The organism is Vibrio sp. 03_296 (assembly GCF_002265885.1).
The window spans coordinates 1-22266 of record NZ_NPKW01000056.1 but is presented as its reverse complement, the minus strand read 5'-3'; the positions used below and the strand labels follow the sequence as shown (position 1 = coordinate 22266).

The following is a 22266-nucleotide window of genomic DNA, read 5'->3' as shown; positions in this document are numbered from 1 at the left end:
GAGGTGCGCAAACATCAAAACACAGCTCATATTTCTATTTTTGTGAGCCACTAAGACAAAACTTATATCGCCAACGAAAACCTTCAATAATCCATTTTTATCAATTACTTAAATTCATTTATTTTAATGATTAAAATGAACTTTCTCGGGAAAATAAAAAAGGAGCGCATTGCGCTCCTTAGGTATAAAACGTGCTTATTGTGTTCTTAAACGCTGCCAGTATTTCTCATAAATGGCGAGCGCTTCTGGACCCACATCATTAATAAACTCCCCTTTCTTCACATCAGCATCAGCCGGGAAAATCGTTGGGTTGTTTTTTAGCTCATCAGGCAACAGCGCTCTACCCGCGTTTGTAGCCGACGCATAGCCTAAGCTATTAACGATTTCCGCTTGATGCTCAGGCTGGTACATAAAGTTGATGAACTTATGTGCGAGCTCTTTGTGCTTGCTGCCTGACGGAATAGTAAAGTTATCCATCCACATAACCGCGCCTTCTTCAGGCATGACAAACTTAAGCTCTGGCATTTCAACTTGACCTTGGTAAGCATTGCCATTCCATTGCATGCCAACCGACGTTTCTCCAGAGACGTAAGGCACTTGAGGTGCGTCTGAGTTATAAAGCAGGACATTGTTCTTCAGCGCAACCAATGACTCGTAGGCTTTTTTGATCTCATCTTCATTCTTCGTATTGATGCTGTAGCCATTTAGCTTCAGTGCCATGCCAAATACGTCGCGAATATCGTCAATGAGCATAACTTGTTGTGCGTATTTCTTGTCCCACAGGTCAGCCCAACGTGTCACTGGCGCATCAACCATGCTTTCGTTGTAACTGATGCCCGTAATGCCCCAAATGTAAGGCAAAGAGTAATCGTTGTTTGGATCGTGAGCTTGGCCTAATAGGCCATCCATGGTGTCTTGCATGTTTGGAATTTTGCTATGATCTAGCTTCGTCAGCAGCCCTTCACGTCCCATCTTTTCAATGAAATAGGCCGAAGCGAAAACCACGTCGTAACCCGTCCCTTTCAGCAGCTTGAGCTTAGTGTACATCGATTCATTATTTTCAAAAGTTGAATAATTAATCGTGACACCTTCTTGTTTTTCGAAAGCCTTTAATGACGCTTCAGGTAAGTAACTTCCCCAAGCATAAACGTTTAGCACTTCATTCTCTGCCTGAGAAAGAGAGCTAAATGAGAGCGCGCTCAGAACCAATCCTTTGATGAACATATTCATAGTTTGCAATCCAAACAGTACCAGCACCATGCTGGGGGTCACGCGCATAATTAGGCAATTGTTAATGATTTGAAAGAAAAATAAATTTGTCGTTACGAGTCAACAGATTTGTCGTTTTATTCATCACTTGGAGGTTGGTTGCCAGAGTCGTCGAGGGGGCTTTTTTCGAGGTTAATTCATGGGTTATAAACAAAAATCGCCTGTATAAATCAGGCGATTTTGCATCGGTAGCTTTACGCTTTTAGCCCCGTCACTTGGGCCACTTCATTCACAACGGCGGTGACATTCTCCGCAATCCGCGCTAACGTTGCGAGCTCTTCGTCGCTAAAAGGGTGCATCAAGACTTTTTCTGCACCTTGCTTACCCACCACCGTTGGTAAGCTCATGAGCACATTGTCGAGCCCATATTGCCCGGACAACATAGTTCCTATAGGCAGAACGGATTTCTCGTTGATCATAATGGCTTGGATGATACGAAACACGCTGGCAGAGATGCCATGAGTGGTGTTGTGCTTTCGCTTGAAAATCTCATAACCCGCTTGTTTGACTGACTCAAGTAACTCATCAGCATCAATGCGCTTGATATGATTGGTATCGCAGTAATAATCGGCAGATTGCCCTGCAATAGAAATCAAACTTTTCGGTGTGAAGCAGTGACTACCATGTTCTCCCAATACGTAACCGAAGACATTTTTGGGGTCAAGTTGAACACGGTTGGCAACGATGGTCATCAGGCGCGCGGTATCAATCACACAACCACTACTGATCACCTTGTTTGGTTTAAAGGTAGTGTTACTAACGATAAAATGACTCACCAAATCACATGGGTTCGAAACAACGATTAAGATAGCGTTAGGTGCAACTCGCTCCACTTGGCGCGCAATATCAACCCCAATTTTGGCGTTAATTTCTGCAATATCAATTCGAGTTTGTCCTTGTTTGATCTGTGCGCCTGCGGTGATCACCACAATGTCGGCTGCGAGCAGATCGAGATAATCTTTGGTAGGAATAATATGGGTGTTTTTCGAAAAGGTCAGCGCCGCGGTATGGCGAAAATCAAACACTTCCCCTTCCGCACGCTCCAAGTTCTGGTCCAATAGCACCAACTCGCTGACGCTTCCCATCGTGAGAAGGTAGTTACAAATGCCCACGCCCACAGATCCAGCGCCAATTACCCCTATTTTCATCATTCATTCCCTGACATAGTACAACTTAGATCACAATTTTATGCTTATTACGCTACCTACTTCCATTTTATTTGGTCAATAAGACATAATTAAGTTGAAACGTCTAACCACTTTTCTCTTCACGATATATGCGTCGATAAGGTGGCGATTTTTCGTCCTCTCTATACAGATTTTCGACTCTTCACTAACAAGCTTAGCTTACCGTCTGTCCGATACAAAATCAGTGAGAATAAGATCAGACCGCAACCAACAAGCTTGTTGGTCGAAAGAGATTCGCTGTACCACAGCACACTCAGTATCACTGTCCAAACCGGTTCGAGGATCATGATAAGCGCCGCATTGCCAGGATTGATCTGCTTTTGGGCCATTGTCTGCATCACGTATCGCAATGCGGTAGCGAGAATGGTACTCGCCGCAAACCAAGCCCAGATCGTTGGCTCTATATGAGTTGGCACGCTTTCGAAGAACAAACTGGCCGACAAACCAATTACCCCCGTCACAAACAATTGAATACAGGTTAAAACCAAAATGGGTAGTGTTTGCGAATATTTGCTGTTGATATTGAAGTGCAAAGCCAAAACGACCGCATTAAACAAAAACCACAACTGACTGACCGAACTCTGCCAACCATCCGCCAAAGAGAGGAAAGCCAACCCCGATGCGGCAATCGGCAAGGAGCCCCAGAAAATGCGTTTGGGTCTTTGCTTAAACAGCACCCAAGCAACAAATGGCACCATCAACATGGAAAGGCTGAGAATAAATGCCCCTTCACCCAAGGTATCGCTGATGGAAATCGCATGAATCCAACTCATCAGGGCCGTAGCTAAGAGTAATCCCACTAACGCTGCGGAGCGAATATCCCTCCAACTGGCTTTAAACAGAGAACGATAGCAAAAGGGGAGTAAGCAGAGAGAGGCGAGTAAAAAGCGCAGACCGACAAAACCAAATGGCGGCAGCCCTTGTATGGTCTCTTTAGAAAAAATCCACCCAAAGGCAGAAAGGATTGTCGCAAGAATTAAAATGCTGGCAGCTTTACGTTCAGAATTCAAAAGTTTTACTCTTTTGCTTGTTCGAAGATGAATCTCTTCGTTGGTTATTATTTCCCGACATAAGCAGGATATTTATTGAGCAAAAACATAATGCCAAAACGCAACCGATATCGCGACACGTTGGGCGAGTAAATTCTCACTCAGTGAGAATTACTTAACCATTAATTAAAAAGAAAACGAACTGTTGTCGATGGATTGAAAAGATCACACGAGAAACATTCGTAACCCGCATAGCCGAAGGAGATAAATTACCACTCAATATGGATCGGGGTGCCCATCTTCACTAAACGGATAAACTCATCCATCTCTTGATTGGTAAGCGCAATACACCCGTTTGTCCAATCAAAGCTTTGCACAAATCGCGGATCTCGCTGTTCACCATCACGCAGGCCATGCACCTTGATATCACCGCCAGGAGAGATCCCTCTTTCCTTTGCCAGTAAGTTATCAACCGGATTCGGGTAACTGATGTGTACAGAGCGATAAAAGGCAGACTCTTCTGTCACATAATCCAGCGTGTAAATCCCTTCAGGGGTACGTTGATCCCCTTCTTGAACCTTATGCCCTTTTGGTTGTTTGCCCAATGCGATTCGATATTCTCGTATCACTTCCTCACCCGACATGAGGTAAAGTCGCCGTTTTGATTTATCCACTTTCACCCAGTCAACTTGCTCGCTTGCAAAGCAGCCAGAGCCCGTGCTGAGTATCAATAGCATCAACAGTAATCGCATCATTCACCGTTTAAGAAAAGCGTTTCCCACACTATACCGGACGAGGAAAATAACAGACAACTCTCCCCTCGGGCTAATTTGAGTTTGGCACAAGCTTCGAGGAAGCGGCGAGCTTAGTTTGGCAGCAGATCAATAGAATCAGTGCCAAAGAAACACCCAATAAGCTTACGTAAAAACTGTTGTAGTAGTTAAATAGCTCGCCAACAATACCAACCGACAAACTCGAAACCAGCATGCTTAGCTGTAACATATTAGAAAACAGAGTTGAAGCGGTGCCCAATTTGTCTTTCATCATATCCTGCATGACCACCATCCCCAGCGTTGCACAGGTCCCGATAAAAATGCCATTAAGTATTTGAGCAACAATAAGGTGCGTGTAGTTGGTAGCCACTAACATCACGCTGTAGAAAAGCACACCTGAAGCAATACCGACTTTCATAATGGTCAATGCACTCCATCTCCTGGCCAACTTTCCAGCCCACAACATCACTGGAATCTCGCACAGTGCAGCCACACCAAACAACACGCCAAGCCAGTTTGCATCGACTTTCAATTCTTGAGACAAGTACAACGGCATCGAAACGATGTAGAGATTGTTTGCGGCAAACGCGAGCACGATAATTAGGCAATAAATAAACACCAACGGATTCACTGAAGATACCCAGCCCCCATTCGCCCTACTCGGCTCTTTTTCTACACGAAGGTTGCGTTCTACATTAGGGATACCACGAAATATCACTAAAATTGACAGAGCAATAACGATGGCTGCGACAGTAAATGACGCTTCAAAGCCATAAGCCGCTTTGAGCAGAAAAGCTAATGGAGGACCAAATACCCAAGCGATTGCTATCCCCGCTCGCATAGTGGAAACAAAGCTCGCGCTGTCGGTCACATACTTGTCGCCATACTCTCGTCCCAGAGCAAAAAGTTGCCCAAATGCCGCGCCACTGATGCTACCCAATAACGCAACCACGGCAATCGCAATCCAGTACTCACGGATAAAAATAAAGCTCACTACGGTCACAAGCTGACAACTGACCGAAATCAACAAGATCGTCTTACGTTGCCACCCTCTGTCTGATTTGCCTGCAATCACTTGCGAAACTGACACAGAGCTTATTACCGCAACCACCATATAAAGACTCAGCATCATTGGTGAGGCATTTAACTGTTCAACCAAAAACAAGCTGGTGAGTGGATAAAAAAAAGCACCACACAAGCCGATAATGGTGGCGGTAATCACAAATAAAATAGCGGTACGATCTTGCAACATACTCATTTCCGACTGACTTCATAAATGCTGAATATATCGGCTAGTTTATTCTCATGAACCCGCGTAAAGTGATGCCATTCCATCGTTAACTAATATCATTCCGTCACTTTTCATTAATTAGGTGACCGAAATAGCCTAGCAACATGAAACCTTTCGTCGAAAACGTACTGCTTGAAGAGAGTTTTAATTGGTTAGTAAAAAGGTATCACTGTGAGGTTCCATTAGAAGAGTTCGCATGCCCATGGCATTACCACACCGAGTATGAACTGGTTTTCTACCTCGACTCAGATGGCATCTTTGAAGGGAAATATTTTGCGGGTGATGCCATAGGAACCACATCTCACAATACCTTGCTGCTCTATGGGCCAGGACTGCCACATATGGTTGCAGGCCAGTCGACCAGTCACGTAGCCAAACCCCTAGAGACCGTGATCATATGGTTCAGTCATCGGTGGATACTGGATGTTGTAAGTACGATTCCAGACGCACAAAGCATCGTAGCTCTTTTAGAGGAATCAAAGTACGGCTTGCTCTTCTCTCCAAGCATCGTCAACGAACTATCCGCATGCCTAATCGGATTAGAGCAGAAGCAGCGAAAGTACCAAGCTCTTGATATCATTCATATCCTAATGTGCCTATCAGACGACAAGGCAGCGCAGAGAGTCTCTTATACCCCTTATCAGCTAAAAGCGGTGAATGAACAAGGTGCAACCAATAAAAGGCTGCAACTCGCCAGAGCATTCATCGAAAGCCATTACTCTAAAAACATTCGAATGGAAGATTTTTGCCGTGCTTTACATCTTAGTGAAAGTTCTGCCTATCGCCTCTTTGATAAACACTACGGTTGCAGTTTCTCAGAGCATTTGAAGCAATATCGAATCGGCAAAGCGTGCGAAAAACTCACCCGGACGGACCTACCCATTCAATTAATTGCGGAGCAAACTGGTTTTCAGAATCTCTCTAACTTTAACCGTCACTTTAAATCCTTGAAACAGATGACACCGAAACAATTCAGGATACAGTTTCGCTGATGTTCATTACCTACGCTTAAGCACTTGTTAACCGCACTCTCTTTATAGCGAGTCTTTTTATCAATGTGATATACTTCACGACCATTTATCACAGAGAACACACCCATGAGCTTAAAAACTGATATTCAACAGCTGCACAACCGTCTTGATGCTTGCCAGCGTAAACTAGACGCAGCCCGTTCTCGTGGCGATCATGAAATGATCAGCAAATTTACCGATGAAGTGGACCAAGTTAGCAAGAAACTCTCTCAGCTCAAGCACAAGCAAAGCTACGAGCGTAACAAAGAGCGCAAGAGTATTCTCGACTTACCCTTCTCTCGTGAGATCACCAAAGCAGAACAAGCCGATATAGGTAAACTGAAAAAAAGCGTCAAAGGACTAGTGATCGTCCACCCAATGACCAAAATGGGTAAAGAACTGCGTTTGGAAGTCATGACTGGCTTTGCACCTAAACCATTTTAAGTTGCTCTACATATATGACTGTAGATAAGGCCTGAGATGATTCTCAGGCTTTTTATTTGTCTGTTACTTTTCAGTGACTATAACGCCACTCACTCATCTCGATAGCCCAAAATTTAGAGCTTAGATTGCCATCATGCTAAGTGCACTTAACGCAGAGATTAGGGATTCTTTGAAGTTACGATAATCTGTCTTCAATGTGGCAACTCAGTTCAGAACGAGACACAAAGTCATTTTAAGCCAACATTCAAACGTCAGAAATGACGAAAGCCTGCAAATTACTTTGCAGGCTTTCTATGTAGTGGCGGAGAGATAGGGATTTGAACCCCATCTCTTTGAAAACCTATATATATCAAGCTCTTGAATTTTCTAGCTTTCTACGTTCATCAATCAAATGTCACGTTGACGAATGTTAATCACAATCAGTATACGAAAACAATCGAACTTAGCAAGAGCTTCAAGCATATAAGCCAAAATATTTTCTAGTATCCTTACCCAGTCAACTAAACCTCTTAATCTCAGCTATGACTGATTACCCCTGTACGGGGGTAAAATTAACTTTAACCCCCTCAGGGGTTAAAGTGCTAATATCCCCTACAGGGGTTAATTTAGATTGGAGGCAGATATGCTCATAACAAGTCCTAAGCAACTGGGGATATACTTGCGTGATGTACGCAGGAATCAAAGGCGCAACCAAACCAAAGTCGGAGATATTGTTGGTCTAAAACAGACAACAGTATCGAAACTTGAACGTGATCCTGCCTCGTCCAGTATCGAAAGCCTGATGCGCCTGCTGTCATCACTAGATCTTGAGCTACATATTCAAGATAAAGCTATAAGCCGTGAACAGGCAAAGCTTCGTGATCCTGATGATTGGTAAAATCCTATACAACTAAACCAACGCTATAACCAAGTTGTTTTCTCACAATCATCATCGAATTAGCAAATCGATGATTGCCAGACCAGCTCTTATTTCTGCTCATTTCCGTGATAGCGAGTTTTTTGACAGTTCAACTGTCCATAATTTACTTAACGCATCTAATTGCGCGTATGATCAAAAAAGCCCCATAATTTTAATTAATGGGGCAAACTGATTGATGATTAAAGACTTTCAATATGGTTTAGAACAGCGTTAAGCTTCTCCCGACTCCACATTAACTTTTTACAGTCTTCTCGAGAGACGTTCAATTGTTGACCAGGATTCATTCTTACCAACTTCCTAGTGGTACTGACTACTGTTGCTTGGTGTACTCTCGCAGCGATTATTTCATCACGTTTTCTCAAAGTTTCTTTTGTGAAAACATGGACTTCAGCTTTACCTGTCATTTCAATTTTTCCTTATCTCCCATCACACCAAGAACTAACTTCGGTGCACTGAGCTATTGTATCTACATGAAGATCAACACACGTCCTTGTGATTGGCCTGAGCTAATGCATGGGCGCATGCATCAGCAATGATATTTCCCATTCCTCCACGACGGCTGATACGAACGTTTCTCGCCGCCCCTCCTGAGACTATAGAACCGTTATCTGCTTCTATTGGAGCACACCAACCATCAGAGTTTTCAATGGATGTGTTATTGTTTTTTTGTTGAAAATATATAATATTATTAGCCATTTAAGCCTCCACTTGCTGTTTTTTAGACTGTCTCAAAGAATCTTCCATTGCTGTAATCGAGGCATTATCAAAATTAAAAAACACAGCTTTATCGAATTGATTAACCTGTTCGAAGTTATAGCCTTGATGAAAGGCAGCAACGATGAATGCTCCATGAAACAAGTAATGTTCGCGGAAGACCTCATGGCCTTGTGTTCGAAAATAGGCTTCAGCGAGATGCTTTAGCTTATAACTATCGTAGTTAGTGTTTATCTGTTTAGCGGGTTGAAGGAGTTTAATAAAACGTATAGCTCGATTTATTGACTTGAGCATGTCATGACTAAATAGTGAATCATGACAGCTTGATTCACTATGCTTATAGAAAGTGTCAAAATCCACGTCCTTCGTCGTTAACTCATAGTCCCTATAAGCAATATTTCCACACATTGCGGCTCCCCAAACTCCTAACCGAGGAAACCGATTTTTGATAAAGAGCAACTGATTAAAAGTGATTTTATGAGGAGCGTTATTTGGTCTTTTAACAATCGCAACTTGGAGTTCATCCCAAGATGTATAGCGATCATTTGTGTGTGTTTTTATTACATAGTTGAGCCGTTCGGTGTGCGTATCGAGCGAAACTGCACCTTTTAAAGAACGTTTGAGCTTTTTGGCTTGTTTTTTTAGATTAGAAATAGAACACGAATCAGTGTTGCTACGACCGCGTACCAACTGTCGGTCTATAGATCTTAGGTAGGACTTTGACATAGTCGCCTCCAACATGGATACGCTAGCCAGCAAACGTATCTCTACTGGATACGAGCGATCTAGAGTAATTTATACTCTAGATCAATAATATAATGCTTGTCCTTCACAGACTTCGCCAACTTAAAGCTGCTGGCTAGACAGGCTCAGCATGGAACCCTTCATTTGAGACTAAACAAAACAGCCTCTGTATACAAGTTCTTTTTTAAACCAATGGAGAGTTCTAGTAAACCTACCGTGCTCAATCAAACTCATTGCAAAGCATATGAGTATTCCTGCCAACGCGCTTCAAATCTCGAATCGCCGCAGACTCCGTGGCGATTCTCAAAGGCCTATCAGAAAGAATTGTATTGTTCAGAATATCGATATCGCAGCGATCAGTGTGTGTAAATTCGATCACCCCGTATGGAGTCTTGAATACACCTTTTCGACCAGTAGTCATTACTGTCAGACGATCAATAGGAATCTGAGAAATTACACCATATTCTGAAAGAGCAGATTCAAGCGAGATGTAATTGTATTCACCACGACGTAGACTTTTAGCCACATATTCAATGGTATAACCACCTCTGTAGCGACTTAAAGCAAACACGTAAACGCCTCGGCAAGCTCGTTCTAGTATCCCAAACTTGATTAAACGCGGTAAACTTTGCTTAAAAGCTTCTTCACTGTCATCAAAAAATACTCTTCGCAAGTTGCGCTTGGTATATACGTAAATGCGTTGCCCATCAAATTTATGCAGACGTTCTAACGCCGTTTGAATATCCATATTGTTAAGTTTACTAAGTAGACGACATGAGTAACCATAGCATACTTTAGTGTCCACTTGATGAGTCATTGACAGCATCACAAATGGAGTCAGTTTCTTCTAAAAAGTACGTAAGCTGCTTTTCAAGTTCATGATTTGCAAGCTTAAGTTCTGAGATATTGGATTGAGACTCATGTAACTTACTCTCTAAGATTCGATAATTTACTGAAAGATCGGTATATTCATCCTGGACAGTGCTTAACTTATGTTCAGAATTGTCCAGTGCCTCTGTCATTGACTGTAGTTTAGACGAACTTTCAGTTAGTTTGATACAAGTGCTCTCATAGCGTTCTGAGAGTTCAGTCAGCTGAGACTCAAGCCTTTCCACATCGTTAAGTGCGTATTCTCGTTGTACTGTTAGTGCTGAATGCGCTTTCTCGACTTTTGATAGATTGGCTTGGAGACCATAAATGGTATCTTGCTGGTTTTCTAACCTGTCATTTGCTTGATTGAGTGAACTCGTAAGTTGACTGATATTTTTTAATAACTCAGATTTCTCGTTTTGTGATTCGACTAGCTCAGATTGCAGAGCTTCAATTTTCTCCTCTAGTTCATCATTTGCATCTGTAGCCCTTTGGAGAGTCTGTTCAATATCCAAAGCTTCTCCCTCTGACTGCTCTTTTTGTTTGATCGCGTGTTGGCTGATTGCCTCTGCTTCTCTAATGCGTGTGTAAGTAATTGACTCAAAATGGGTATGAATACTGTCATTCATAGCAATAACAATATCTCGAAGTGATGTAGAGATATCGTATTCCTTTCTTTCGAGAAGATCCTGAATTTCCGCTGGTAGCTCATATGAGGTTCTTACTTGAGTTGTTGCTGATGGGGTGTCATTTTGAGCTTCTGGAATCCTACCGTCAGCAATGAGCCTTTCCAAATCAGCTTGAATCGAAGAGCTTTTTCCTCTTTGTAAATACTCTCTAATTCGCCACCCGCTAGGCTTCTTTCCTCTGCTAATCAGCTCATTAGCGGCTTGGATGAGGTCTTCATCAGTGTAAGTTTTCGGCCTTGCCATGCTGTTCACCATTATTATTGTTTTTTTAATGAAAGTTAGTAAGTTAGTAAGTTAAGAACTTAACTAACTTACCTTTCAAACGTATCGCTTTCAGACTTTTGGTCGGTCTTATTGCGCTCAAGATTCCTTTTGCGCAGTTCTACTGATTCCAACAACAGCTTTGCTTTTACCTGCATGCTGGGTGGCAGGTTCAACATATCTTTCATGGCGTTATCCAAGAATGACTCAACCATCCGTGATTGACCTGATTCTTTAGCTTTCAAGCCCAAGAAAACTGACTGGCAGAACTGGCTTAAAGGACGGATGATGTCATCTTTTAAGTTTTGAACTAATTTTTCTAAAGCGTGCTTTTCAGCACGCAATTGAACGATTTCTTTTTTCTCAGCAGAAATATCTCGGCTATTTTGCCTTTTTAGTTCATTGAACATTTCATTTTCGCCTGTAGAAATAGCAACTTGCGTTTTAATGTCGTCTAGTTCACTTCTTCCAGCTTCAATATCACTCGTGAGTTCCTTGCGTTGTATTGCTTGTCTTTTGAGCAAGTAATTATTTAAGTTGTTTTTTCTCTGGCTTTTCGGAAGTTTTGCTTGCTGATCCATTTCTTTACGCTGCTTTGATCTCCTTTCTGTTTCAGTAGAAAACTCAACTAACAACCTCTTTGAACGACACAAATGTTCATTCGCAAAATCCTGAACCATTCGTTGAAAGTAATGCCCAAGGTCTTGCGTCTCTTTACGGGTCAACTTTGAGTTACTAGGAAAGAAATCCTTTACCCCTGTAACTTTTTCTATGTATTCGCTCACAACTTGTATTTGGCGTTTGTGAAGATCAAATTTGTTGGTTTTCTGATTCAACGCAGATAAAAAATAATGTGTGTGGCACCCTGTGTTTTGGTTTTTATCCCTTTCATCGTCATGGCAAATAATTGTTTTAATTTCATAGTCTGGGAAATAATGAACAAGGAATAGCCGAGTGAACTCGATATAATCCGAAGCATTCACCAGATCACTACCAACCTCCCATCTGTGAGGGATCTTAAAAATCCCTTCTTGGATGAATATGTTATTAGTCGGCGCTCTGTGTTGTAGCTGATTGTGAGCGTTCAGATAAGTCTCTAGCATCTTGAGACGCTGTTTCTTGCGCTGCATTGTCAGAAGAGAAAACTTCTGAATAGATGAGTACGAAACATGACCATCAGTTTCTAAAATACTCTGCAAAAACTTAGCAGCATCCTTGTTGCCATTTTTGATTTCACTATCTATTGCGTTTTTCATTTTACGGCGATATTGGCGCTGCTGTGTTTGAAGCCTTAATTGGTTGTGAACACGTGGCTCTGGAACAATCTTATACAAGAGTTCAAGCCGCTCAGCTTCAGTCCAAGAATCTAATGGAGAAATATGGTTGTTTATCCAGATGAAATTGTGTTGGCTTAGCTCCTCATTCCACTCAAGTTTCTTGGATATTTTTGCATTAGTTGGAGGAGCAATCCTCAGAGAATGCGCAAGAGAGTGTTCGCATTTCACACGACTTTCTGTAGTTGAAGAGTAATTCATTCGTCGGTGGAATAATCTGATTGTTCTCATTCTCGACCTCCAAGAGGTCGAGTTAGAGAGTCAAGAGAGCCTTCTCTTGCCCGCAGCTTCCGTGCATCTTTTGCGGAGCAAAAGTGTGACGGAAGCATAGCGGGTTGCCATGTCGTCACATTTTCAAAATGTACGACTTTATGTTTGTTCTCAATGGTCACCGTGCTCATCTGTCGCTCTCCAGCATGCCTTCAAGAAGTTGAATGAGCTGTGGTTTGGACTGAAGTTTTTTCAACAACACTAACGAAGAGTGAGGAACTGCAGGTAAAGTCACTGTTGGCTTTATTTGCGGTAGGCCGAATATCTCCTGAAGGTGTTGCGCAGCCTCTCTTGCGTAGTTTGGTGAATCTTCACGAATCCATCGACCGTAGTGTTTGTCGATCATTGTTGTGCTTTTATGCCCCATTTGAACAGCGAGCCAGTCTTTGCTGATCCCCGCGGTTAAGCACTGGGAAGCGAATGTATGACGTAGCTGACCAACACCTCTGTCAGCCACACCCGCTTGTTCTAGAAATTTAATGAAGAATCGTTCAGTGAATTCTTTAGCATCAGTAAAAGGTTGATTCGTTTTCGTATTTAAGAAAATGAAACTGACAGAGTCTTTCGTGAATGTTTTATTGTCGCATTCAAGAATGTTGATTGTTTGTGGGCGGCGCTTTCCTGTCAGTTTCAGCTGCTTTTTCAATAGCTTTAAAGCAAGTGGATTTAAATCAACTTCACGTACCGAGCCTCTAGTTTTTGGGCATTTATAAATGTTCAATACACAAGCGCGACGGACATAGAGCACTTCGCGTTCCCAGTTTATATCTTGCCAAGACAATGCTATTAGTTCACTGATACGAAGACCTGTCAGCAGATTCAGCATTACGGCATTCTGTCCTTGGGTACAGACATTCTTGCACTCATACATCCGTGCTAATTCCTTTTTTGTGAAAGGGTTTGGCTCCAGTTCTACCGTTTTGTAGTTCTGTACGCCTTTCATTGGATTTCGGGCAATTACGCCATCACGTACCGCTTTCAAAAAAATACGACGCAAGATTGTCAGATGTTCGTTGATGGTTTTGTTGCTAAAGCGCTCGTGCCAACTTACTAGAAGCGTATTAATCTGAGAGTGGCTAACTGCATTGATGGCGAACTCTCCCAATGCCTCGTTTATATTCTTTGTTCTGCTGAGATCGGAGGCTAATGTCGAGGGAGCTGAACAATATTTTCTCTCTATGAGATATGCGTCGATGTAGTCTTTTACAGTTGGTAACTTTGTAGTTGTAATAGTTTTCATAATATTTTCCGTTTTTTATCGAATGCAAGTCATTCGTCAAAACGGAAAGTACGGCCAAAAATCACAGTCGTCAATGGTGTAAGGTATTGAAAATTAACAATAAAATATTTACTTTTGACATTATTTGTCTATACGTAGAAAGAATCGACGTCGAATTTGAGATTATTTATCAAACCTATACGCATTGAGTTTATCGAGATTTTTGAGCTAGAAAATTTTTTGAAAAAAATGCTCTGTTCGGTCAAAAAATAACCACTGGATTGGTTGGTAGGGGAAGATTGTGGAAAGTAGCAATCTCTAAAATGCTAAGACGATTGGGTTTGGCTTAATGGACTGAAAGACATGTTGGGTGAACTTTAGTCACTTCCCGAAGAGGGAGCCAAAGTTTAGATATCATAGTGTATGGACTAGTTTTCTTTTATCCCCATCACGTTGTCTCCCATGAAGAAGTAGTCCTCAGCCAACTATTTTGCCTTACATGATCTTGTGGATAGACAAAATACAGAACTGGACTCCATTTTGTTTCACGTAGACGAGTAACTTTCAATTTCTTGATGAACAACTCTTATATGCAACTACATCCGTGCTACATTGTTGAAAAATCTGTTGAGTAAGAAAATTCATGAAAATTAACGTATTGAAAATCAAGAAAGATAACATTTTTACTGACGCATATTTAGATTTGACGCAGAACAACGAACTAGATTTTGAAAGTAAGAAAGTATGTGTCCTGTATGGCCCTAACGGTACTGGAAAAACAAGTTTATCAAAGGTTTTAAATCAAGATAAAGGCGTAGAATATACACTGAATATTGATGGTACTGAATTTACCGAAAGTGGTGCTCTTATAGCCCATGTAATCTCAGACCAAAATGACAGAAACGTAATTCAGGGTGAAACTCAGGATTTCATCCTCGGTGAAAATATTAAAAAGGAATACGAACTTAAAGAAAAGTTAAACAACAGTTTTTCTTTTCTGTTTGAAAAAGAACTTGTTGGCCTCCTCAAGAAAAACTATCAGATTTCGAAAATGAACACACATTTTGATGAGCTAATTTTAGATGGAGATATACGAGGTTATATTTCAGATATAGCAAACAGCCGCTCTAGGGGAAAAAAAATTGATCGTGAAAAATTCATTGATACAGTGTATGGATATGAACTACCTGAAAAGCCAGACTATGAAGAGTTAAAATTGAGGTTTTTCATAGAGGATTTTGCTAGAGATGACTCTATCATTCGAGCTTTATCGAATTACAATTTTCAGCTCAATGGAAAAGAGCAAAGCATAGTCAAGCTAGAAGAACAAAGCGAAGCTGTAGCAATCCTCAATAAGTTTAATTACATAGACGAGTGCTTAGTCTGCGATCACCCTATTGATGCGGTAGCTAAATTAGCTCAGAAAAATAAACAATTTGATCAAACATCCAAGACGATGGATGAAAAAGAAAAGGAGATTGCAGAGAAAATTATCAAAAACTTATCTCAGCCTGACTCGTTTAATATCAAAGATCGAGTTAGAACTGCTATAAAGAAATCTGACAAGTCTTTCATTGAGGATTTAATTACTGAATTCAACAACTATAAATCAGTCTATTGGCAACTACTCAAGCATGACTTTATCACAGCTTCAACAAATCACATGCTGCAAGAAGATAATGAAGCCTATCAAGCCTTACTCAAGAATAAACCCACATTTGGAAGTGAAGATATATTATTCATCGAACAATTTCTAAATGAGTCCCTTGAGCGTGAAATTTCACTAGAGCGCGATGCTAATAATAACATCAGACTTATGCTTGGTGGGAAAGATTTTCTAAACAAAAATCGACAAGACCTTGAGCTGAGCAATGGTGAACAGAACTTTCTTTCACTAGCATTTGAACTACTAAAAGCAAAAAACTCGACATGTGATTTAATTGTACTTGACGACCCGATATCGAGTTTTGATTCCATATACAAAAACAAACTAGCCTATGCGATCTTAAGCTTCTTATTTTCTAAAAAGACGCTAATCCTCACCCATAACACAGATTTAATCAAACTCTTAGAACATCAAGCGAAGCAGTGCCTAAACTTGTATTACTTCAACAATATTGAGGGTGAGAGCAACGGGTTTACACCAATAAACCAACAAGAAATGTCGATTCTTTTGTATATCCATGAATTTCTAAACCTATTAAGAGAGGATATAAAAGACGAAATTCATGACGAAAAGCAGTTTCTGATATCTCTAGTCCCATTTATGCGCGGTTTCTGTCAAATTCTAGGTTTAAACGAAGAAAAAAACAAACTAAATCAGTTAATGCACGGTTATTGTGATGAAATAATTAATGTTACAGAAATTTATGAGAAGCTATTTTCAGATAGAGTTCTAAGTGCAGTTTATCATGTATCGGCGAAGGATATTATTAGTTGGGACTATACAAAATTCAATCCATTAAAGAATGAGGCTTACCCTCTACTTTCAAAAACACTAAGGCATACACTCACGTACCTGTATTTAAGACTAAATGTTGAAAAAGTTTTAGTTGATAAATACAACATCAATACAAAGAAACACGATATGCTGTCTAATATCATCTTCGCTTCATTTAAGGGAAGTGAACGAGAAAAAATACAACATCGTGTTTTCTTCATGTCTAAGAAAACCCTTCTAAATGAGTTTAATCACTTTGAAATGGATATGAATATCTTTCAACCAGCCATAGACATCACAGATAAGGCTCTTAAAAAAGAGCGAGAGCAGATACTCAAAAGATTAAGAGAACTTTAACTTTGTTAGTAGGCACCTAAAAATGGTGCTTACTTTTCAATGAAGTATACTAGTCATTCAATGGGTTTTAGACATGAGTTAACCTTCACGATTGAAGAGGGATACTCTCAATTGGATTGGAAACTACGTCTGTAGGCTCGTGTTGACACCAAGGCGTGGGTCGCAACGATATGGAATAATGTTAAGAATGAGTAACTTAGATAACTTATCACCTATTGACTTCGAAGAATTGTGTAGAGATATTGCATCACAGAAAATGGGAGTCAGCTTCTCTGCATTCGGCCCAGGCCCAGACGGTGGAATTGATGGACGCCATTCGACAGCGGAAGGTGACATTATTATGCAGTGTAAGCACTACTCGAAGACCTCCTTTTCAGGCTTAAAAAAAAATGCAGAAAAAGAGAAAAGAAAGTTAGATATACTAGAACCCAAACAATATCTGTTCTTCACATCTCACTCACTTACTCCAAATAAAACTGCTCAATTAACGCAGGTACTGTCCCCACATATTCTGAATAGCAATGACCTTATAGGTAAGGAGGATATTGAAGCTGCACTTCGAGATTTTCCCAATATTGAAAAGAAACATATGAAGTTATGGCTATCAAGTTCTGCTGTATTAGAGCGAATTTTACAGTCTGGACTGGAGGCCTACACACAAGCGACTAAAGAAGAGATTCTCGAAGAACTGGCAGTCTATGTAGTGAACCCCAGCTTACATCAAGCAATTGAACAATTAGAAAAGGAAAAAGTCCTTGTTATATCGGGACAACCAGGTGTTGGCAAAACAACGTTAGCAAAAATGGTTTCTTATCACTATCTAGAAGAAGGCTGGGAGTTTGTTTCAATAAACTCTTTAGAGGATGGTTTTTCCAAGCTTAACAATGAGCAGAAAACTGTGTTTTTCTTTGATGATTTTTTAGGGAGAATTGAGTTAGATCGGCAGACTCTCCTTCAGAAAGACAATGCTTTATCACTCTTTGTAAAGAGAGTGGTTAAAGCTCCCAACGCAAGATTTATCCTAACTACTCGTGCACATATATTTGAAGAGGCTAAGTTGATATCTGATCGAGTAGACAGTACGAAGTTTCAACTAGCTAAATATCTTTTAGATGTTGGTAAATATACGCGTAAAGTTCGAGCAGAAATTTTGTTCAACCATTTGTTTATTTCGTGTTTGAAACCGAAATACGTAGAATCTCTTATTAAAGGTGATTTACTTTGTCATATCATAGATCATCGAAACTATAATCCTCGCGTGATAGCTTTTGTGTCCAGTGAGTTTAATGAACACATTTCTCCAACTGATTACCCTAGCTTCATATTGAATGCGTTAGACAACCCTGAAATGATTTGGAGTAAACCTTTCCGTTCTCTAAGTTCTAGCTCCAAACACTTACTGATAACACTATTTTTTCAACAAGCTTTTTTGGGGGTCAGAATAGAAGAACTCAGGAGTCAGTTTTCAAGATTGCATAGACATGTTTGTGCGTTCTATGGCCAACCCACATCACAGGGAGACTTTAACTCGTCACTAAAGAGTCTTGAGTCTGGTTTTATCTCCATTTCAGGCGGCAAAGTTGATTTTGTAAACCCTTCTGTTCAAGATTTTCTAAAGTCGTACCTTAACGACAAAGAGTTTCTAGGACTTCTACCATCCGTTGCAATAAAAGCAAAGTGGGCAAAAAATCTATGGGCGCATATGAAGAAAGTTTTTACGGAGCCAGAAGATTTGCAGTATTGCGCTCAAACATTTTCAGGCTTTGCAACTAAAATCCAATGCTCACCAACTCAGTCAAAAACGCCATATGCGGGTTTATTTAACGGATATGCCATAACTTTTACAGATTTATCTTTGTCGGAAAGGGTCGAATTTTTATTCGATTTATGGTCTTTTAGTGATTGTTCGAACTTTCTTGATCAGGCACTAGAATTACTGGAGTCTTCTAATCTAGATATTGATGGGGGAAGAGATGGGCGAGACTTACCAGAGCTTCATTGCTGGGTGAGAGACTATATTGAAGAAAACTCTTCAGTATCACAGAATCTATTAAGAGCAATAGAAGAAAAAATAAGAGGTATATTAAAACAAGGCGTTCATATCGAAGATTTGAATATGATAATTGAGAATGTTAATTATTATATACCTAATAGTAAAGAACTTGGTATTCAAAACCTTATAGAACACTGGGTAGACTTCGAGCTTTCTTGCACTTCCGAGTCTATTGCTCAGCTTGATTTAGAAAGCGATTTGTCAGACCACATTGGATTTTTGGATGAATTATCTAAACTTACGAATCGTGATGCAGAAGAGGCAAAGAATACGGTATATGCTCGAATAAGTGAATTAGATGAACACGAAGATGTTTCCTTTGAATCAATATCCAAACCGTCCAAAGAAAGCGAAAAAGACGTTCTGTTCAGTGATGCAGATATCAAAAGCCTATTTGCGAACCTTCTGGTATAAGATGTACAGTCGCATAGTGAATTTGAGCACTTGATTGAAGGTTTGCAAAACATAAAATTATCCTTGAGATGCTAACTTAAAAAATTTTACTGACGCGTTTATATCCAACTTATTCTTAAAGCGGCTCGCTAAAAGCCGCCTTTATCTCGGGTTTGAAAACCTTGTCAGTTGTTGTTAGTTGACTCAGTAGCTATGACTCTTAGAACTTTAGCGGTAATACGCATAGCTTTTATGCCAGTGGGTATATCAAGCTTATCTGAATACTGCACCCATACTTCACCATCTTTCGCAATACGTATCATGGCAAATGTATCATTGAGATATGATTTGTTGACGCCTAACTGTTCATGAATATCACTCATACTAAAGTTCCTTTTTAGCTTAGATTTATTGCAATAGAGTACGGTGTATTACGGCGGTCTATACTGAGTTGCATTTTGTTTTCAGCTAGAAATTGCATAAGAAATATAAGCTTATCTTCCCGCTCTATTTCTTGGGTATCAACTTCGTATCCAAGAGCCTCCTTCACTGAATAGAAGGACTCAACATTCGAGTAAATTTGTTCAATAAACAAGGGATAATCGAAGATAGTTTTAGAAGGGTCACGCAGCAAAGCTGATCTGAGTCTATATACTGCCCTAATCTGTTCTATTGATACCCCGCAAGTTAATAGATTGAAAAAGTCATAGCTATTTGTAAACTCAGCATGTTCAATAGCTTCTAGAATCGCTTTAAGTTCAAAATTTGCTAGTTTACGCATACTTCACCTCCACTGCTGGAAATTTATTAACTGCTTCATGCAATTGGTGAACTTTCGCTTGTTTTCCGTATCGTCCGAAGGTGATGTTAGGATGAGCATGCCCAACGATTTCAGCCACTATGTGCTCTGGTATATCAGCAATCTTTAACTCATCGATAAAAGTATGTCGGAATGAGTATGCCGTTGGTCGCGCATTCGGCTTCATTCCAATTGCTGTTTGCAGCTTCCCTAAGTTAGTGCGATATCGAAATGACCAATCTTTGTTGTCTCCATGCGGCTTGTAATCAAAAAGCTGTTTTTGCTTTTGCTCTCGGCGTCCTTGCACATACTCAAGAAACCCTTCGTTTATCAATTGATTATGCAAGGGGACAATACGCAAAGCATTGGAAGTTTTGAGCCGTTGATCCGCTTCGGAGTCTGAAATAGTAATGCATGGGACACCTTCAATTATTTGAATGTCACTGGTCGTTAACTGGCAAACTTCGGAAGGGCGGCAACCGTGGTATAGCTGTATCTTGGTTGTCCAATTAAATTGGACGTCTTTTTTACGATATTCGGAACTAGAAAATAACTTTTTAAGCTCTTTTAACTGCCAGCGGTCACGCTGTTGTGATGCTTTAGCTACACGACTTTTCGGCGCTTTAATCGCTTTGAAGACATTTTTCTCAATGAGTTCAATTCGTTCACAGTAATCAAAGAACTGCTTATTGGCTGCAATGTATTCTTTTACTGTCTTTGCACTTAATCCTTTTTCAATTAAGTGATCTCTGTAAGTGTTGGCAGCTTTCGCAGATAAGCAGATCTCCTGTTTGGCTAGATAGCTCAAGAAGTTAGTACACCGTTGATTTAATTGAGTTAGAGTCAAAGGCGTTACTTGTTCCAGACGTTTACTACGAATAAAGTTATTTAACTCTGTGGTAAGTTCTTGTGCTCCAATCAAACGACTGTTTACGCTTTCTTCAGGAGCAGGAGCAGGAGCAGGCATGGCTCGGGTCTCTATACTCATTGACGTACATTTTGACTGTGGGTTGTCTACATGCGGAAGATTAGAGCAGAACTGTTGGCGAATCTCCGCCACCTTTGTAGATAAGCTAATCTTAAAATCTGTATAAGGGATGTTTTCTGCTAAAGCTTGTTCATGTAGCGTGTGGATCGCACTAGCAAGCTGAGCATTTCGTTTGGTCGCTAATCGACGATATTTAGTAAAAAGAGAGAGACGAATCTCTCTCGGATAACCCAGAGAAGTTTGCAGAATAGCTGGAGTGGAAATACGTGTATAAAACACGTTATTGCTCAATTTAATCAAATACATATGTATCACCTACTTGTATTAGGTGACATTTGATCGTCTTAAAACGAGAAAAGCCCTTGATAAATCAAGGGCTTGAATGTGGCGGAGAGATAGGGATTTGAACCCTAGGTACGCTATTAACGTACGCCGGTTTTCAAGACCGGTGCTTTCAACCACTCAGCCATCTCTCCGCAAATTGTCCTAAAACTTAGTCTTACTTAAATAATGCTAGGTTTTAGTTTTGCTCTTAGACTTTAACAATCTAAAAGCGGTAAGTAAGCCTGGCGATGTTCTACTCTCACATGGGGAAACCCCACACTACCATCGACGCTATTTCGTTTCACTTCTGAGTTCGGAATGGGTTCAGGTGGGTCCAAAACGCTATGGTCGCCAAGCAAATTCTTGCTTTTACTTTCAGCTTTTTCTAAAAACTGAAGGCAAAAAATCTGGAAAGCTGTTTGCGTTCTCTACACATTCAATTCGTTCTTGCTTTGAGTCCATCAAAACCCTTTGGGTGTTGTATGGTTAAGCCTCACGGGCAATTAGTACAGGTTAGCTCAACGCCTCACAGCGCTTACACACCCTGCCTATCAACGTTCTAGTCTCGAACAACCCTTTAGGATACTTAAAGTATCAGGGAAGACTCATCTCAGGGCTCGCTTCCCGCTTAGATGCTTTCAGCGGTTATCGATTCCGAACTTAGCTACCGGGCAATGCGTCTGGCGACACAACCCGAACACCAGAGGTTCGTCCACTCCGGTCCTCTCGTACTAGGAGCAGCCCCCTTCAATCTTCCAACGCCCACGGCAGATAGGGACCGAACTGTCTCACGACGTTCTAAACCCAGCTCGCGTACCACTTTAAATGGCGAACAGCCATACCCTTGGGACCGACTTCAGCCCCAGGATGTGATGAGCCGACATCGAGGTGCCAAACACCGCCGTCGATATGAACTCTTGGGCGGTATC

The 22266-nt window shown here is 40.8% G+C and carries 19 protein-coding genes, 1 tRNA gene and 2 rRNA genes; 5 read left to right on the top strand and 17 right to left on the bottom strand.

Features of this window, described 5'->3' with window-relative positions; genetic code table 11:
- Positions 1-195: 195 nt before the first annotated feature.
- From CIK04_RS06220 to CIK04_RS06200, 5 genes are all read right to left on the bottom strand, one after another.
- Positions 196-1230 (bottom strand): PotD/PotF family extracellular solute-binding protein, encoded by a 1035-nt coding sequence (locus CIK04_RS06220; protein ID WP_045613345.1) that lies wholly within the window; start codon positions 1228-1230, stop codon positions 196-198.
- A gap of 233 nt (positions 1231-1463) precedes the next feature.
- Complete coding sequence (locus CIK04_RS06215) at positions 1464-2417, bottom strand: L-lactate dehydrogenase (protein WP_086017390.1); 954 nt, start codon at positions 2415-2417, stop codon at positions 1464-1466.
- A gap of 161 nt (positions 2418-2578) precedes the next feature.
- Entirely contained in the window at positions 2579-3466 is an 888-nt protein-coding gene (locus CIK04_RS06210; RefSeq protein ID WP_097352922.1) for a DMT family transporter, read from the bottom strand.
- Between the two features lie 248 nt (positions 3467-3714).
- Entirely contained in the window at positions 3715-4197 is a 483-nt protein-coding gene (locus CIK04_RS06205) for a murein L,D-transpeptidase family protein (protein ID WP_232708671.1), read from the bottom strand.
- Between the two features lie 73 nt (positions 4198-4270).
- On the bottom strand, positions 4271-5470 hold the full coding sequence (locus tag CIK04_RS06200) for a sugar efflux transporter (protein WP_325205698.1): 1200 nt from the start codon (positions 5468-5470) through the stop codon (positions 4271-4273).
- A 143-nt stretch (positions 5471-5613) separates the two neighbouring features.
- Between CIK04_RS06200 and CIK04_RS06195 the strand changes: the two genes are divergently transcribed.
- The 3 genes from CIK04_RS06195 to CIK04_RS06185 all read left to right on the top strand — a co-directional run bounded on the left by CIK04_RS06195 (position 5614) and on the right by CIK04_RS06185 (position 7840).
- Positions 5614-6501, top strand: a complete 888-nt coding sequence (locus CIK04_RS06195) for an AraC family transcriptional regulator (protein ID WP_038939919.1) — start codon at positions 5614-5616, stop codon at positions 6499-6501.
- Between the two features lie 105 nt (positions 6502-6606).
- Complete coding sequence (locus tag CIK04_RS06190; RefSeq protein ID WP_011082311.1) at positions 6607-6963, top strand: YibL family ribosome-associated protein; 357 nt, start codon at positions 6607-6609, stop codon at positions 6961-6963.
- A gap of 622 nt (positions 6964-7585) precedes the next feature.
- On the top strand, positions 7586-7840 hold the full coding sequence (locus tag CIK04_RS06185; RefSeq protein ID WP_065969975.1) for a helix-turn-helix domain-containing protein: 255 nt from the start codon (positions 7586-7588) through the stop codon (positions 7838-7840).
- 519 nt (positions 7841-8359) lie between these two features.
- Here the strand turns inward: CIK04_RS06185 and CIK04_RS06180 are convergent.
- The 6 genes from CIK04_RS06180 to CIK04_RS06155 all read right to left on the bottom strand — a co-directional run bounded on the left by CIK04_RS06180 (position 8360) and on the right by CIK04_RS06155 (position 14004).
- Positions 8360-8578, bottom strand: coding sequence for a hypothetical protein (locus CIK04_RS06180; protein ID WP_097352925.1), 219 nt, complete (start codon positions 8576-8578; stop codon positions 8360-8362).
- A complete protein-coding gene (locus tag CIK04_RS06175) occupies positions 8579-9322 on the bottom strand; it encodes a hypothetical protein (RefSeq protein WP_097352926.1) in 744 nt (247 codons plus the stop codon).
- A 238-nt stretch (positions 9323-9560) separates the two neighbouring features.
- A complete protein-coding gene (locus CIK04_RS06170; protein WP_176463292.1) occupies positions 9561-10088 on the bottom strand; it encodes a type IV toxin-antitoxin system AbiEi family antitoxin in 528 nt (175 codons plus the stop codon).
- Positions 10089-10134: 46 nt separating this feature from the next.
- On the bottom strand, positions 10135-11142 hold the full coding sequence (locus tag CIK04_RS06165) for a DNA-binding protein (protein ID WP_176463291.1): 1008 nt from the start codon (positions 11140-11142) through the stop codon (positions 10135-10137).
- A 68-nt stretch (positions 11143-11210) separates the two neighbouring features.
- Positions 11211-12725 (bottom strand): hypothetical protein, encoded by a 1515-nt coding sequence (locus tag CIK04_RS06160; protein ID WP_069499179.1) that lies wholly within the window; start codon positions 12723-12725, stop codon positions 11211-11213.
- A 166-nt stretch (positions 12726-12891) separates the two neighbouring features.
- Positions 12892-14004 (bottom strand): tyrosine-type recombinase/integrase, encoded by a 1113-nt coding sequence (locus CIK04_RS06155; protein WP_097352929.1) that lies wholly within the window; start codon positions 14002-14004, stop codon positions 12892-12894.
- A gap of 622 nt (positions 14005-14626) precedes the next feature.
- Between CIK04_RS06155 and CIK04_RS06150 the strand changes: the two genes are divergently transcribed.
- Entirely contained in the window at positions 14627-16780 is a 2154-nt protein-coding gene (locus CIK04_RS06150) for an AAA family ATPase (RefSeq protein WP_031815178.1), read from the top strand.
- Positions 16781-16967: 187 nt separating this feature from the next.
- Positions 16968-19247 carry an ATP-binding protein gene (locus tag CIK04_RS06145; protein ID WP_031815177.1) on the top strand — a complete coding sequence of 760 codons (2280 nt, stop codon included), beginning with the start codon at positions 16968-16970 and terminating at the stop codon, positions 19245-19247.
- 164 nt (positions 19248-19411) lie between these two features.
- Here the strand turns inward: CIK04_RS06145 and CIK04_RS06140 are convergent, their stop codons facing one another.
- From CIK04_RS06140 to CIK04_RS06115, 6 genes are all read right to left on the bottom strand, one after another.
- The gene (locus tag CIK04_RS06140) at positions 19412-19609 is read right to left on the bottom strand and encodes a hypothetical protein (protein WP_031815176.1); all 198 of its coding nucleotides are present in this window, start codon (positions 19607-19609) and stop codon (positions 19412-19414) included.
- Positions 19610-19623: 14 nt separating this feature from the next.
- A complete protein-coding gene (locus CIK04_RS06135; RefSeq protein WP_097352930.1) occupies positions 19624-20007 on the bottom strand; it encodes a hypothetical protein in 384 nt (127 codons plus the stop codon).
- Positions 20000-21319 (bottom strand): tyrosine-type recombinase/integrase, encoded by a 1320-nt coding sequence (locus CIK04_RS06130; protein ID WP_097352931.1) that lies wholly within the window; start codon positions 21317-21319, stop codon positions 20000-20002. The genes CIK04_RS06135 and CIK04_RS06130 overlap by 8 nt, the downstream gene beginning before the upstream one ends.
- A 79-nt stretch (positions 21320-21398) precedes the next feature.
- Positions 21399-21489 (bottom strand) — tRNA-Ser (locus CIK04_RS06125).
- An 88-nt stretch (positions 21490-21577) separates the two neighbouring features.
- Positions 21578-21693: ribosomal RNA gene (gene rrf / locus CIK04_RS06120) — 5S ribosomal RNA — on the bottom strand.
- A 126-nt stretch (positions 21694-21819) separates the two neighbouring features.
- A 23S ribosomal RNA gene (locus CIK04_RS06115) occupies positions 21820-22266 on the bottom strand; the annotation flags it as partial.